At 53.6% G+C, this 14,068-nt stretch carries 14 protein-coding genes; 11 read left to right on the plus strand and 3 right to left on the minus strand.

The genetic code is table 11. The features are described from left to right. Positions 1-92: 92 nt before the first annotated feature. Genes V8L70_RS19205 through moaE form a run of 4 tightly spaced genes read left to right on the plus strand, consistent with a single transcriptional unit; the run spans position 93 to position 3,148 of the window. Positions 93-1,265 (plus strand): uracil-xanthine permease family protein, encoded by a 1,173-nt coding sequence (locus tag V8L70_RS19205; RefSeq protein ID WP_336270377.1) that lies wholly within the window; start codon positions 93-95, stop codon positions 1,263-1,265. Between the two features lie 58 nt (positions 1,266-1,323). Continuing rightward, a complete protein-coding gene (gene mobB / locus V8L70_RS19210) occupies positions 1,324-1,887 on the plus strand; it encodes a molybdopterin-guanine dinucleotide biosynthesis protein B (protein WP_035557484.1) in 564 nt (187 codons plus the stop codon). 5 nt (positions 1,888-1,892) lie between these two features. Then, entirely contained in the window at positions 1,893-2,690 is a 798-nt protein-coding gene (moaC, locus tag V8L70_RS19215) for a cyclic pyranopterin monophosphate synthase MoaC (RefSeq protein WP_101145426.1), read from the plus strand. A 2-nt stretch (positions 2,691-2,692) separates the two neighbouring features. After that, positions 2,693-3,148, plus strand: a complete 456-nt coding sequence (gene moaE, locus V8L70_RS19220) for a molybdopterin synthase catalytic subunit MoaE (protein ID WP_035557489.1) — start codon at positions 2,693-2,695, stop codon at positions 3,146-3,148. Between the two features lie 36 nt (positions 3,149-3,184). Here the strand turns inward: moaE and V8L70_RS19225 are convergent, their stop codons facing one another. Continuing rightward, the gene (locus V8L70_RS19225; RefSeq protein WP_101145425.1) at positions 3,185-4,795 is read right to left on the minus strand and encodes a ribonuclease J; all 1,611 of its coding nucleotides are present in this window, start codon (positions 4,793-4,795) and stop codon (positions 3,185-3,187) included. A 230-nt stretch (positions 4,796-5,025) separates the two neighbouring features. Here V8L70_RS19225 and purU point away from each other — a divergent pair, with 230 nt between their 5' ends. Next, entirely contained in the window at positions 5,026-5,880 is an 855-nt protein-coding gene (purU, locus tag V8L70_RS19230) for a formyltetrahydrofolate deformylase (RefSeq protein ID WP_008956237.1), read from the plus strand. Between the two features lie 24 nt (positions 5,881-5,904). After that, on the plus strand, positions 5,905-6,576 hold the full coding sequence (locus V8L70_RS19235) for an energy-coupling factor ABC transporter permease (RefSeq protein WP_101145424.1): 672 nt from the start codon (positions 5,905-5,907) through the stop codon (positions 6,574-6,576). 9 nt (positions 6,577-6,585) lie between these two features. Here V8L70_RS19235 and lexA read toward each other — a convergent pair whose 3' ends face one another. After that, positions 6,586-7,266 (minus strand): transcriptional repressor LexA, encoded by a 681-nt coding sequence (gene lexA / locus V8L70_RS19240; protein WP_035557499.1) that lies wholly within the window; start codon positions 7,264-7,266, stop codon positions 6,586-6,588. A 269-nt stretch (positions 7,267-7,535) separates the two neighbouring features. Between lexA and V8L70_RS19245 the strand changes: the two genes are divergently transcribed. The 4 genes from V8L70_RS19245 to V8L70_RS19260 all read left to right on the plus strand — a co-directional run bounded on the left by V8L70_RS19245 (position 7,536) and on the right by V8L70_RS19260 (position 10,450). Then, positions 7,536-8,213, plus strand: coding sequence for a TetR/AcrR family transcriptional regulator (locus V8L70_RS19245; RefSeq protein ID WP_035557501.1), 678 nt, complete (start codon positions 7,536-7,538; stop codon positions 8,211-8,213). Continuing rightward, positions 8,191-8,727, plus strand: a complete 537-nt coding sequence (locus V8L70_RS19250) for a L,D-transpeptidase (RefSeq protein ID WP_101145423.1) — start codon at positions 8,191-8,193, stop codon at positions 8,725-8,727. Before V8L70_RS19245 ends, V8L70_RS19250 begins: the two co-directional genes overlap by 23 nt. Before the next feature lie 64 nt (positions 8,728-8,791). After that, entirely contained in the window at positions 8,792-9,823 is a 1,032-nt protein-coding gene (gene nagZ, locus V8L70_RS19255; RefSeq protein ID WP_101145422.1) for a beta-N-acetylhexosaminidase, read from the plus strand. A 48-nt stretch (positions 9,824-9,871) separates the two neighbouring features. Then, positions 9,872-10,450 (plus strand): hypoxanthine-guanine phosphoribosyltransferase, encoded by a 579-nt coding sequence (locus tag V8L70_RS19260; protein ID WP_101145421.1) that lies wholly within the window; start codon positions 9,872-9,874, stop codon positions 10,448-10,450. Positions 10,451-10,470: 20 nt separating this feature from the next. Here the strand turns inward: V8L70_RS19260 and ppsR are convergent, their stop codons facing one another. After that, the gene (gene ppsR, locus V8L70_RS19265; RefSeq protein WP_101145420.1) at positions 10,471-11,304 is read right to left on the minus strand and encodes a posphoenolpyruvate synthetase regulatory kinase/phosphorylase PpsR; all 834 of its coding nucleotides are present in this window, start codon (positions 11,302-11,304) and stop codon (positions 10,471-10,473) included. A gap of 273 nt (positions 11,305-11,577) precedes the next feature. Between ppsR and ppsA the strand changes: the two genes are divergently transcribed. Beyond that, positions 11,578-13,953, plus strand: coding sequence for a phosphoenolpyruvate synthase (gene ppsA, locus V8L70_RS19270; protein WP_101145431.1), 2,376 nt, complete (start codon positions 11,578-11,580; stop codon positions 13,951-13,953). Positions 13,954-14,068: the final 115 nt, after the last annotated feature.

Consider the following 14,068-nt stretch of genomic DNA (forward strand, 5'->3'; position numbering starts at 1 on the left):
AGGGGTTCAGCAAGCTGGAGCTGGTCGTGAACAACGTCCGGTTTCAGGATGGGGAGCAGGTAACCGATCAATCAGACAGGACTGCCGCCTGACTGCCATCCACCAGATTTGACTATAACTCATTAGTACCGCTTTTAACCGGACTTGACCCGAGTGTCGCACTGTTTACTGCTGGGGCTGGCACGTTGATATTTCATGCAGTGACGAAGCAAAGTGTGCCCGTTTTTTTGGCCTCTTCGTTTGCTTTTATCGCGCCTATTCAGGGGGCGGTAGCAAGCTTCGGTGTGCCGGCCACGATGGGCGGTCTGATGGCCTCAGGGCTGGTATATGTCGCGATCTCACAAGCGGTGCGATTAAAAGGTACCGCTTGGCTGCACCGCTTACTCCCTGCCGTTGTGGTCGGGCCGGTAATCATGGTCATTGGCTTGGCGCTGGCGCCTGTGGCAGTCAGCATGGCAACCGGTGAAACCAGTGACAACATCGGCTATGGTCCGGCCATTTTTCTCTCAATGACCAGCTTGTTGGTGACTTTGTTGCTGGCCGTTTTTGGCCGCGGCCTGCTCCGCCTAGTGCCGATTATGGGGGGTATCGTCACGGGTTATTGCTTGGCGTTGTTAATGGGATTAGTAGATTTTACCCCGGTACGCGAAGCGGCGTGGTTTTCGGTGCCCAGCTTTACCGCACCCAGTTTTCACTGGGCCGCTATTCTATTTATGATCCCGGTCGCTATCGCCCCGACGGTAGAGCACATTGGTGACATGGTTGCTATTGGCTCAGTGACCCGCAAAAACTATTTGGAAAAACCCGGCCTGCATCGCACCCTGTTAGGCGATGGGTTGGCGACCAGTGTGGCAGCGCTATTTGGCGGCCCCCCGAATACAACCTACTCGGAAGTCACGGGGGCGGTAACGCTGACTCGGGCATTTAACCCCAAGTACATGATTGTTGCTGCGATTTTTGCCATTGTGCTGGCGTTTGTGTCTAAGCTTGGTGCGCTGCTGCAGACTATACCCGGCCCGGTCATGGGGGGGATTATGACATTGCTGTTTGGTTCTATTGCGGTCGTTGGTATGAACACGCTAGTGCGAGCAGGGCAGTCGCTGACGGCACCTCGCAACTTAGTAGTGGTCTCGCTCATACTGGTATTCGGAATAGGTGGTATGCAGTTCGGGAGCGGTCAATTTACCCTGCAAGGCGTGAGCTTGGCTGCACTGGTAGGTATTGCGTTGAACTGGCTATTACCCAAGGCGCAAGAGGGCGAGTAAAGTCATCCACTTTAACGCTGTAAGCATCGTATGAATGGCAAGTAGGGGGGTAGGCTGTATGAGTAACGAACTAACCGCATCCTTCCCCATTCTAGGGATTGCTGCCTGGAGCGGTACCGGCAAAACGACACTGTTAGAGAAGCTGCTGCCTCTATTAGCTGCGTATGGTTTGAAAGTAGCCGTGATTAAGCATGCTCATCACTCGTTTGAAGTCGACCAGCCTGGAAAGGATAGCTATAAACTGCGTAGTGCGGGCGCGGCCCCTGTTCTAGTCGCTTCACGGCAACGATTTGCGCTGATGCAGGAAACGCCCGACCAGGAAGAACCCGATTTAGCCAGCTTAATAACCATGATGGTGCCGCACCATCCCGACCTAGTGATTGTCGAAGGCTTTAAAGCTTGGCCGATCCCTAAGCTGGTGCTTTATCGCGATGGCGTAGGGGACTCGGCAATTTTGACCGACCCATGGGTCGAGGCGGTTGCATTAAGCGCGCCATCGCCAATTGATTTAACTTCTTGCGTAGCGCAGTTAAATCTTGATGACAGCGACGCAATCGCGCGCTGGATAGTGACCTGGATAAACGCAAAAAACCAAACTGTGGCTTCAAAAAAGGAAAGGTGACCAGCATGCATCTAACCCACCTCAATACCCGGGGCGAAGCCAACATGGTGGATGTCGGCGATAAACAAGAAACGCGCCGCGAAGCCGTCGCCTCGGGGCGCATTGTAATGCTGCCTGAAACGCTGACATTGCTCAGCGAAGGGGGATTGCCGAAAGGAGATGTCCTCGCCACCGCCCGTATCGCGGGCATTCAGGCTGCAAAACGCACTCATGAATTGATTCCACTCTGCCATGCATTGGCGCTATCAAAGGTGTCGGTTGAATTCGAGATCGACATGGCCGAGTCCTGTGTGCATGTAACGTCGCTGTGTCGTTTAAATGGTCGCACCGGTGTTGAGATGGAGGCGCTTACAGCCGTTTCAGTCGCCTGCTTAACCCTCTACGATATGTGCAAAGCGGTCGATAAGGGCATGCATATTGAAGCGATCCAGCTCGACAGCAAGCAGGGCGGCCAACGCGGGGATTATCAGCGTGTGAATAGGCAGTCGCCTATCGTGACGGGCGAAGGCACCTCAGGAGAAGTAAGCCTGGGTGAGCGCTGTCCTTCCCCCTGCGTGCGGGTTAAATTTCTGGCTGAACTGCGCGAGCGGGTAGGAGAAAGCGAGGCGACTGTTGGGCTGGACCAGCTTGCTAGCCGCGATATCAGTGGTTTAAAGGCAGCGCTGGCCGAGCGCGATGATCGGTTTAAACTGCTTACTGATCAGCGCACGTTATGTGCCATTAATCAGGTAATGGCAAACGATGATGCGCTAGTGACCGATGATGACGAAGTGGCGTTTTTCCCACCGGTCACAGGGGGTTAACGTTGGATATTAAAGTAGCGGTTCAAGCAGCGCCATTCTCGATGGACTACGGCTATAGCGATGCATTAGTCGGGCGCAGCGATATTGGCGCGGTGGTGAGCTTTACCGGACTGGTGCGTGATTTCAACGAGACGCCCGATGTTACGGGGTTAACACTGGAGCATTACCCCGGTATGACCGAGCGCACGCTAACGGAGATTGGCGAGCAGGCGTGGCAGCGTTGGTCGCTACAAGCGGTGCGGATAATTCATCGCGTTGGTTATCTGGGCCCTGGCGACCCCATCGTGCGGGTGCTTGTAGCTAGTGCTCACCGCCGAGAGGCATTTGAAGCCTGCGATTTTATTATGGATTTTTTAAAAACCCAGGCGCCTTTTTGGAAGAAAGAGCACTCCACTCGGGGAGAATATTGGGTCAAAGAACGCCACTCTGACCAACAAGACGCGGCACGCTGGGAGTGAGTTTGCCACGTCTTGCTACTCCGCAATGATGCACCACTAACGATTGGCAGCATTTTCCAGGGTAAGGGCTTCTGGCATTTCGGCGGCCATAATTTGAAGATGCACATCGGGCAGGTGCTGCATATGCTCCGCCAGCCAGTGTACCAAGCGAGGCTGCAATGCTTGGCGAAGGTCGGCCAGTGTGTCGGCGGCAATCTCATCAAGCTGATCATCCAGCCAATCACTAAAGCTATCTTCATCCAGCGGGCTGGCACCCGTCGCATCCAGCATCAAACGTCCAATGCGCGCCCAGCCCGTATCAGTCGCGGTCACCGGCAGTGCTAGGTACAAACTGCCACGACGTGCCGTACTGGCGTCTTTTACTTCCAACCCTGGGTGAGGAACCACGCTGTTTTGGCTGACGATGCAGGGCGGCTGGGGATAGCGTGCCTCGCAGCGCAGCCCTTGGTTATCAAAGCTGATTAAATCGCCATTAACTGGCGACAACGGCGCACTGATCTCTAATTGACGGGCAATTGCCTGATGCGCCTGCTGATGCCTTGCTTCGCCGTGGACAGGCATCAGGTGCTTCGGCTTAATCCATTGATAGAGTTTGATTAACTCATCATGAGCGGGGTGCCCAGTAGCATGTAACTCGGGATGGTTGATTTCGTCGTAAATACGAACACCTAACTGCGCTAAACGTTTTTTTAGCTGTTCAATAGGGCGTTCGTTGCCTGGAATGGCTTTAGCCGAGAAGATGACATTATCGCCGGGCTGAAGATCCACAAAGGGGTGGCGGCCCTGAGCAAGACGCTGAAGCGCGGCACGGGCCTCACCCTGGCTGCCGGTGGCGATAATGACCACTTCATCCGGGGGGAGGTACCCCAGGTCGTGATTGGGTACCAGCGGCGGTAAGTCATCCATATAGCCAAGCCCACGCGCAACGCTAACCATTCGCTCCATTGAGCGCCCCATTAAGCTGATGCGACGGCCACACTGATGCGCTGCGCGCCCGATAGCTAATACCCGCGCAAGGTTACTGGCAAAGCAAGAGACCACCACACGGCCCTGACAGTTGGCGAGGGTTTTTACCAATGCTCTCGCCACATCACCCTCGCTGCCGGAGTGGCCTGGCATGGGGGCGTTGGTGGAATCGCCGACCACTAAATCGACCGGGGCCAGCGCTCTAAACTGCGCCGCGCTTACCGGTAAACCGATAAGCGGCTCAGGATCAAGTTTCCAGTCACCAGTATGTAAAACGCGATAACCACCAGCCATCATCATAATGGCACAGCTTTCGGGTATTGAATGCGTCAACGACAAGTAGCGCAGCGTAAACGGCCCGCTTTCAAGTGCCTCACCTGGTTCGATGACATGAATCGCAGCGCTGCTAAGTTGATGTTCAGAAAATTTAAGGCGTAACAGCCCTGCGGCTAATGGCGTGGCATAAATAGGACAATTCCACATCGGCCAGAGCCAAGCGACGGCGCCAATGTGGTCTTCATGGCCGTGGGTAACAAATAGTGCTTTCGGGACTATCCCTAATGCTTTTGGTGTATCAAGATTAGGCACTTGTAGCGGTGAGTTGGGGAGATCCTGGCGAATCATCATGCCGCAGTCGACGACAATCCAGTGATCATCGTAGCCGTAGAGCGTTAGATTCATACCAATCTCACCGCATCCCCCCAGCGGCAACATGCGCAGCGGAGGACGACGACGGGGACGAATTTGAACGCGTGGAGAGTGCATCAGTTATGAAAAGCCTAAAAAGTAGTGACTCAACTATACGGGAAGGCAGGGGCGGCTAACAATCATCCTTGGCCTTCCGATACACTATGCAACCTAAGCCGTTGGTTTGTCATAATTACCTTAGAAATAGGTCAAGAGTCGCTCACATGTCCCATTATTATCGTTTAGTTGTGTCCTGCCCTGATCGGGTAGGTATTGTGGCCCGAGTATCGAGCTTTATTGCTAAGCAAGGGGGGTCTATCACTGAAGCCAGCCAGCACTCTGATTTAGAAACGGGCTGTTTTTTTATGCGTTACGAAATCTTGGCGGATTCAGTGGGGATGTCGGTAGAAGCGCTACGTGCAGCGTTCGAGCCGGTGGCAATCGAATTCGATATGCAGTGGTCATTGGTGGATACACAGCAGCGCCGCCGGGTGGTATTGATGGTCTCTAGAGAGTCACACTGCTTGGTAGATTTGCTTTATCGCTGGCAGGCGGGTGAGTTGGATTGCGATATTGTTGGCGTCATTTCCAACCATGACGATATGCGTTCATTGACCGAATGGTACGGCATTCCTTATCACTATGTGCCAGTCGACCCCGATAACAAGCAAGTGTCATTTGCCAAGGTGCAAGCAGAAATCGATAGTGCACGTGCTGATTGCGTCGTGCTGGCGCGTTATATGCAAATTCTGCCGCCTGACCTGTGCGCACGCTATGCAGGGCGGGTGATTAATATTCATCACAGTTTTTTACCCTCTTTCGCTGGGGCTAAGCCCTACCACCAGGCATATCAGCGCGGAGTGAAGCTGATTGGCGCCACCTGCCACTATGTTACCGAGGAACTCGACGCGGGCCCGATTATCGAACAGGATATTCATCGCGTTAGCCACTGCCATACCCCAACCGATCTAGTCCGCTTTGGGCGTGATGTTGAAAAAGCCGTTCTCGCACGCGGTTTACGCTGGCATCTTGAGGATCGGGTTTTAGTGCATGGCAACAAGACCGTGGTGTTTAGCTAACGCTCGATAATGTGAGAAGCCGCTATGTCGTTCGCACAAAGTGTACTGGCGCCCTGGGCGCTGATATTCACCTCGCTACTCTCGTTAGGCGTAGTGGTGTGGGCTCTTTGGCGGCGGCCCTGGCAAGTGCTACTGGAAGACACTGCTCTTCAGCACCGTTGGTTAGGCGCAACGCTGGCAGTGGCGCTGATGTGGCAGCTACGCGCTCAGGCGGTCGACTGGCTAACGCTGCATCTCGTCTTTACGGTATTGATGACACTCGTGTTTAAAGCGCCATTAGCGCTGATCAGCAATATACTCATTAATGTGGCAATGGTAATTATCGGCCGCAATGAGTGGACGCTACTGGGGGCGAATGTACTGGTAACGGGCATTGTTCCGGCTGCCATTATTGGCACAGTGTGGCGGCTGGTAGATCGCCGCCTGCCGGATAACCTGATGGTGTTTCTATTTGCCTGCGGATTTTTTGGGGCGGCGTTGGCAACATTAGGGGCAGGGCTGGCTGCCGTGCTGCTGATCATCGTGGCAGGTACAGACCCTAACGCTATCTATCTTGCCCAGGAGTATGCTCGCTTCTTACCTCTACTAATGCCTTCAGAGGCGTTTATTACCGGGATGCTGCTGAGTATTCTGCTGGTCTATCATCCTAATTGGGTGGCCACCTTTAATGACCACCGCTATATCGACATGCAGTAGCGACGGTGGTTAGCCCAGTGCCTGGCCATTACCGCCACGAATAACGCCAACGCCGACACCTTCGATATCGAGTGACTGTGAACGCAGGTCGATTTCAATGGGCGCAAAGTCTGCATTTTCCGCAAATAGCGTTACTTGGTGGCCCTGGCGTTTGAAGCGCTTAACGGTTACTTCATCATCCAGGCGCGCAACGACAATCTGGCCATCGCGCACCCGCTCGGTACGGTGAACTGCCAATAAATCACCTTCTAAAATACCAATATCCTTCATCGAAAGGCCCCGCACACGCAGCAGATAATCGGCTTTAGGAGTGAAGTACTCGGCTGGCAGAGGGCAGTAACGGTCAATATGCTCAGCCGCTAGGATAGGGCTCCCGGCGGCTACTTCGCCAATCACAGGCAGCCCAGCAGGCGAGGCTTCAATATTGGCAGCTGGCAACGCACTTGCGGTGCTGTCTACTAACTCCTGGGGCTCTTGATTGGGTAGGCGAATACCGCGTGAAGTATTGCGAATAATGCGAATAGCGCCTTTACGCTCGAGCGCGCGCAGGTGCTCTTCCGCGGCGTTAGGTGAGCGGAACCCCAGTGCTTTCGCAATTTCAGCACGGGTCGGAGGGTAGCCAAATTCGCCCATGGTCTTAACAATAAAATCAAATACGTGCTGTTGGCGAGCGGTTAGCGGACGCGACATACCAGACTCCAAAAATAGTGAATAGACAGTAACAAATTAAAAGTCGACTTAATCGATAAGTGGTTAAGTATACAGTATGTTCCTCTGTCCAGTACATGTCTTGTCAACCCCCTCTCTAGAAAGGCCCCCGAATTTTTCCTAATCGTTTTAAACTAAGCTTCTACTCATATAGACAGCCATATTTCATCAGAAAATCAAGCGTTGAGCCCACCAGCGATATGGCATAGTATTTTGCTATGTTTTAAACACTCGTTTCCCCGGAGAGCGGCATGGCTCAATCTGATACGGTAACTCGAATACTCGACACCGCTGAAGTGCTGTTTGCTGAGCGAGGTTTTGCTGAAACATCGCTGCGCAACATCACTAGCAAAGCGCGCGTCAATTTAGCGGCGGTGAATTACCATTTTGGTTCCAAAAAAGCCTTAATTCAGGCCGTGTTTTCACGCTATCTGGACCCGTTCACCCAGCGTTTTCATACTGCGCTTGATGAACTTGAAGCCCAGCATGCAGGGCGCGTTATTCCGTTGGAAACGCTACTCGAAACCATGGCGACCACCGTGCTGGCAGTGCCTGCTGAGCGCAACAGTTTAAAGGTGTTTATGCGCTTGCTGGGCCTTGCCTATAGCCAAGCGCAGGGGCATCTTAGGCGTCATATTCAGCAAGAGTATGGTGATGTGTTTACCCGTTTCACCGAGTTAGTGCGTCAAGCCACGCCCGACTTGCCTGACGCGGAACGCTTTTGGCGGCTACACTTTATGCTTGGTACGGTGATTTTTACGCTTTCAGGCCTTGATGCACTGCGCGATATCGCTGAAAAGGATTATCAAGAGCAGGTCACCGTGCGGGATTTGGTTAGGCGGTTGCGCCCAGTAGTGGTGGCTGCCATGAATGCACCGTTGCCCCCAGCACTTGAAGAAGGAAAATATGCGAACGCCCAAGCTCGCTGAGCTTCCCCCTGTAGAGGACATCTGGTTGGAAATCGATACCACACAGCAGCAGCTACGCTGTTGGCGAGGGCCGAAGGTGCTGCATGAGTGTGAGATATCGTCTGGCCTCGCGGGCGTTGGTGAGCACAACGGCAGTGGCAAAACACCCCATGGTTGGCACTATATAAGAGCCGCGATCGGCAACGGGATGCCTGATAATGCGGTATTTCGGGGTCGTCGCTGGACGGGGGAGGCATTTTCTCCTGCGCTAGCTGAAGCATATCCGAAGCGGGATTGGATTTTGACCCGCATCCTGTGGCTATGCGGACTAGAAAAAGGCGTGAACCGTGGTGGTCAGGTCGATTCACAGCGTCGCTATATTTATCTTCATGGTACGCCCCCTGATCAGCCCATGGGCGTTGCTGCATCCCACGGCTGTATTCGTTTACGCAATAGTGATTTGCTCTATATCTTTTCGTTAGCGTTACCAGGTACCCCCGTTTGGTTGCACGGCGGTCGTCAGTCGTTTGACTAATCTGTTTTGACACCGCTAGACGATCGTCTAGAATCACCGCCTCTTTTTTAATGGACCTATCACGATGACTCAACCGTTAGGCCCGGTCATGCTCGACCTTGAAGGCCCGAAATTAACGGCCGCAGAAAAGCGCTTGCTGCTAGAACCGGTGGTAGGGGGCGTTATTCTGTTTGCCCGCAATGTCCAGAACGGCTACCAAGTACGCCAGCTCTGCAGCGATATTCGACGTGTGCGTGCGGACTTATTGCTTGCCGTTGATCAAGAGGGTGGCCGCGTTCAGCGTATTAAAGAAGGGATGACGCGTCTTCCTGCCATGGCTCGCATTGGTGAGTGTTATAGCGCCAACCCCGATGATGGTCTTGCGCTCGCAAAAGATGCTGGCTGGCTATTGGGCATGGAAATGGCCGCCTGCGGTTTGGATCTTAGCTTTGCTCCGGTACTGGATGTCGAAAGCGGCATCTCAAGTGTTATTGGAGACCGAAGTTTTAGCCGCGATCCCCAGCATGTGGCGCAGCTCGGCAGCGCCTTTATTCAAGGGCTCCATGAGGCTGGTATGGCCGCTGTCGGGAAGCACTTCCCCGGTCACGGCGGAGTTGCGGCAGACTCTCACGTTGCGCTGCCGGTGGATGACCGCCCGCTAGAAGTGATTAAACAACGTGACCTGGTGCCCTTTGCCCATTTGGCCGCGCCGTTAGACGGTGTAATGCCTGCGCATGTGATTTACAGTGCTTTCGATACGCGTCCTGCCGGGTTTTCCCCTCATTGGTTGGGTATGCTGCGTGAATCGTTGGGCTTCAAAGGCTGCATCTTTTCTGATGATTTAAGTATGGCGGGCGCCCACGAGGCGGGTGGGCCCAAACAGCGAGCCCAGGCAGCACTAGCGGCTGGTTGCGATATGTTGCTGGTATGCAATGATCGCGCCGCTGCACTTGAGGTGATTGAAGCCTGCCGGGGTATTGAAACCAAACGTCCCGCCAAACTGCGCTACAGCCGTGCACGGCCTGATATCGATGCCCTAAGTGCGTTGGGCAGATGGCGTCGTACCCACGCTAAGTTGGAAGCATTGGCTGATAAACCGAAACCCAATGCTGTGTAAATTCACACGACTGATGTAATTGAAGCTTTTAACCCGCCTGGAGTTTAGATGTCAAAGTTGGATAAAAAAGCCTTAGAGTCATTGGACTCAATGCGTGAATTGATGGATAACGCCGACTGCCTTATTTCTCAGCAAGAGGTAGAGCGGGCACTTGATCGTATGGCGGAAGCGATCACGCGAGATTTAGGCGACAAGCTGCCGGTCTTTTACTGCGTTATGAATGGCGGCTTAATCACCACAGGGCATTTGCTAACCCGGCTGGGCTTTCCGCTTGAAGTGGATTACTTGCATGCCACTCGATACCGCAATGAGCTGCGCGGCGGTGAGCTGTTTTGGCGTGTCTCTCCTGAGGTGCCGATGGCGGGGCGCCATGTGGTGATCGTTGACGACATCTTGGACGAAGGCGCCACGCTAGCCGCCATTTTGGCTTACTGCGAAGAAGCCCAGGCAGCCAGTGTCACGACAGCAGTACTGGTGGATAAACAGCATAACCGCAAAGCGGTGCCCGGTTTAAAGGCCGACTACTGCAGCTTGGAAGTCGCCGACCGTTATGTGTTTGGTTTTGGGATGGATTACAAAGGCTACTGGCGAAACGCGCCGGGAATTTTTGCCCCTAAAGGAATGTAAGTTAGCAGCAGAATGGATCGTTAGCGGGGCGAAAAGCGCCTCGCTAAGCCCGTTTCTGCAATCATCCGCGTTGAGATCTCTTCTACCGAGAAGCGCGTCGCATCAATAAAGGGAATGTGCATGGTGCGATAAAGCGACTCCGCTTGCCCAACTTCTTGAAGACACTGATCAATGGAGCTGTAACGGCTATTCGGCCGCCGCTCATTGCGTATCGCTGATAAACGCCGCGCATCAATGGTAAGCCCAAACAGCTTTTGACGGTGGGGCGCGAGCGCCTTAGGCAGTTTTAACATGCCATCTTCGTCTAAATCATCCTCCGTCAGCGGATAGTTGGCCGCTCGAATACCAAACTGGAGTGCTAGATAGAGAGAGGTAGGGGTCTTGCCGCAGCGTGAGACGCCGACCAGGATAATATCGGCTTTATCGTATTGATGAGTGCGTGCTCCGTCATCATTATCCAGCGCAAAGTGCACCGAGTGAATCCGGTCCATATAGACGTCATCGCTACCAATTGAGTGCGTGCGCCCAACGCTATAGGAAGAGTGAGTATTAAGTTCCTGTTCCAATGGCTCTAGGAAGGTTGAAAAAATATCGACCTTGAAGCCGGATGCTTGCCGAATGACGTTGCGAATTTGTTGGTCAACGATGGTATCAATGATGATCGGACGATGACCGTCGCGGCTGGCTGTCGCTTCGATAATGGCTGCTAGTGCCTGAGCTTTTTCCAGCGTATCGATATAAGGCTTGGTTTGCATATCGATCTCAACATCGCTGAACTGGGCCAGCAGGCTGCGCCCTAAGCTTTCTGCTGTGATCCCGGTGCCATCAGAGATAAAAAAAGCCGTACGTTTCATAGTGACATCCACTGGTAAGTAACTGCGCTATTGTGTGCTGAGCCGTTTGCTAGAGCAACTCGCTATGCGTGCTGGCTAGGGAGGGGCAAAGTGACTGACTACACAAATGACCTAAAAACCCTTCGTGTTGTAAAAATCCTCCATTCCCTTCGCTATTAGACCAATGGCGAATATAGTAGCGCGGTGCTAGGGTGTCTCAATCAATAATCCATGATCCTACGTCTAAACGGCAATATTAGTGATCGTGTCGATGTCTATGAGCGAGGGGGTTACGTGGAAGAGTACATTCTGTGGTTCGATCAACTGGGCATGTCAGACGTCGAACGCGTGGGTGGTAAAAACGCCTCACTAGGTGAAATGATTTCCAATCTGTCCGGTGCTGGCGTAACGGTGCCTGGCGGGTTTGCCACTACCGCTCATGCCTACCGCGAGTTTCTCTCCCACGAAGGCCTTAACGAGCGCATTAATGCCACGCTTGCGCGCTTGGATGTGGACGATGTTAAAGCGCTCGCCGAGGCGGGCCGCACTATTCGCCAATGGATTATTGATACGCCGTTGCCGCCTAGCTTTGAGACAGCCCTTCGCGACGCTTACGGACAGCTCCAGCAACAGCATCCTCAGTTAAAAGTGGCTGTACGCAGCTCTGCTACCGCTGAAGATTTACCCGATGCTTCCTTCGCGGGTCAGCAGGAAACTTTTCTCAATATTGACGGCTTCGACAATATTAAGCGCGCCGTGCACGAAGTATTTGCCTCGCTGTTTAACGACCGCGCTATCTCCTACCGCGTCCACCGTGGCTACGCCCATGAAAATGTTGCTTTGTCGGCCGGTGTGCAGAAAATGGTGCGCTCTGAGATCGGTGCGTCGGGCGTTATGTTTACCTTGGATACCGAGTCTGGCTTCCGCGATGCGGTTTTCGTTACTGGCTCCTGGGGCTTGGGCGAAACTGTTGTGCAGGGCGCAGTCAATCCCGATGAGTTCTACGTGCATAAACCGACCCTGGCGGCGGGCCGCCCGGCAGTGCTGCGCCGTAACTTGGGTTCCAAGTTGATCAAGATGGTTTATGGCCAGGATGCCAGCGCCGGTAAATCCGTTGAAACCGTCAATGTGCCTCATCAAGACCGTGGTCGCTTCTGTATTAATGATCAACAGGTGATGGAGCTGGCTCGTCAGGCCATGACGATCGAGCAGCACTACCAGCGCCCCATGGATATTGAGTGGGCGCTAGATGGCGATGATGGTGAGCTGTATATCGTTCAGGCGCGTCCTGAAACGGTCGTCTCCCAGCAGGAAGGCGGCAAGCTTGAACGTTTCCAGCTGCGCGAAAAAGGCCGCACATTAATCACCGGCAGAGCAATTGGCCAGCGCATTGGCCGCGGTACCGTTAAAGTGGTGCTCAGCCCTGACGATATGGACAAGATCCATGATGGCGACATTCTGGTCACCGATATGACTGACCCGGATTGGGAGCCAATAATGAAACGCGCTTCCGCCATCGTCACCAATCGTGGCGGGCGCACTTGCCATGCCGCCATTATTGCCCGTGAATTGGGCATTCCCGCGGTAGTGGGGTGTGGCGACGCAACGACTCAGCTCAAAGAGGGCATCGACGTTACGGTTTCGTGTGCAGAAGGCGACACCGGCAATGTCTACGAAGGGCTGCTGGAGTTTGACTGCAAAGTCTCCAGTGTCGACGCTATGCCGGAAATTCCCTTCAAGATCATGATGAATGTGGGCAATCCTGATCGCGCCTTTGGCTTCGCCAGCCTGCCTCATGCGGGGGTAGGCTTGGCGCGTCTGGAATTTATTATTAACCGCATGATCGGCGTTCACCCTAAAGCGCTGTTGGAGTACGACACGCTGCCGGTGGATTTGCAGCAGGTGATCGATTTACGGACGGCCGGTTATGCCGACCCCGTCAGTTTTTACGTCGATAAACTGGTTGAGGGGATTTCGACGCTGGCAGCCGCGTTCCACCCGCAGCGTGTGATCGTGCGGCTGTCAGACTTTAAGTCTAACGAATACGAAAACCTGATTGGCGGTAAGCTCTATGAGCCGGGTGAAGAGAATCCGATGCTCGGTTTTAGGGGTGCGTCGCGCTACATTTCTGAAGCGTTCCGGCCCTGCTTTGAGCTTGAATGCAGTGCCCTGAAGCGGGTGCGTGAAGAGATGGGTTTCGAGAATGTCGAGATCATGGTGCCCTTCGTGCGTACCACCGACGAAGCGCGAGAGGTGGTAGAGCTGCTGGCCGCCAACGGATTGGAACGGGGCGGCCCGACAGGCCTGAAAGTGATTATGATGTGCGAACTGCCAGCTAACGCCCTGCTAGCCGATGAGTTCCTTGAGTACTTTGATGGGTTCTCTATCGGCTCTAACGATTTAACACAGTTAACATTGGGGTTAGATCGGGATTCGGGCATCGTTGCACATCTGTTCGACGAGCGTAATGGGGCGGTTAAAAAGCTGCTTGCGATGGCGATTCAGGCGTGTAAAGCGAAGGGGAAATACGTCGGCATTTGTGGCCAGGGGCCGTCAGATCATCCCGATTTGGCGAAGTGGTTGATGGAACAAGGGATCGACTCCGTATCGCTCAATCCCGATGCGGTCCTGGAAACGTGGTTTATGCTCGCAGGCCAAAAAATTGAATAAGTTTGTTTGCTAAAACATTTAGTTTGCGCCCGGACATTGAGCCGGGCGTTGCTGTTTTTATAGACTACTCTTTTATGTGTGTTTTTGTATTTAACTTGTCGCGGAGAGCGCTGAA

The sequence above is a fragment of the Vreelandella arctica genome, assembly GCF_037070215.1.
Taxonomy (GTDB): domain Bacteria; phylum Pseudomonadota; class Gammaproteobacteria; order Pseudomonadales; family Halomonadaceae; genus Vreelandella; species Vreelandella arctica.

What these genes read in the sequence shown, in the direction of transcription:
- lexA (WP_035557499.1), bottom strand. Translation starts at nt 7,266, where the DNA reads ATGTCGCGTCCGCTAACCGCTCGCCAACAGCACGTATTTGATTTTATT.
- V8L70_RS19235 (WP_101145424.1), top strand. Translation starts at nt 5,905, where the DNA reads ATGTCGTTCGCACAAAGTGTACTGGCGCCCTGGGCGCTGATATTCACC.
- purU (WP_008956237.1), top strand. Translation starts at nt 5,026, where the DNA reads ATGTCCCATTATTATCGTTTAGTTGTGTCCTGCCCTGATCGGGTAGGT.
- V8L70_RS19260 (WP_101145421.1), top strand. Translation starts at nt 9,872, where the DNA reads ATGTCAAAGTTGGATAAAAAAGCCTTAGAGTCATTGGACTCAATGCGT.
- moaC (WP_101145426.1), top strand. Translation starts at nt 1,893, where the DNA reads ATGCATCTAACCCACCTCAATACCCGGGGCGAAGCCAACATGGTGGAT.
- V8L70_RS19250 (WP_101145423.1), top strand. Translation starts at nt 8,191, where the DNA reads ATGCGAACGCCCAAGCTCGCTGAGCTTCCCCCTGTAGAGGACATCTGG.
- V8L70_RS19245 (WP_035557501.1), top strand. Translation starts at nt 7,536, where the DNA reads ATGGCTCAATCTGATACGGTAACTCGAATACTCGACACCGCTGAAGTG.
- ppsR (WP_101145420.1), bottom strand. Translation starts at nt 11,304, where the DNA reads ATGAAACGTACGGCTTTTTTTATCTCTGATGGCACCGGGATCACAGCA.
- mobB (WP_035557484.1), top strand. Translation starts at nt 1,324, where the DNA reads ATGAGTAACGAACTAACCGCATCCTTCCCCATTCTAGGGATTGCTGCC.
- nagZ (WP_101145422.1), top strand. Translation starts at nt 8,792, where the DNA reads ATGACTCAACCGTTAGGCCCGGTCATGCTCGACCTTGAAGGCCCGAAA.
- V8L70_RS19225 (WP_101145425.1), bottom strand. Translation starts at nt 4,795, where the DNA reads ATGAATCTAACGCTCTACGGCTACGATGATCACTGGATTGTCGTCGAC.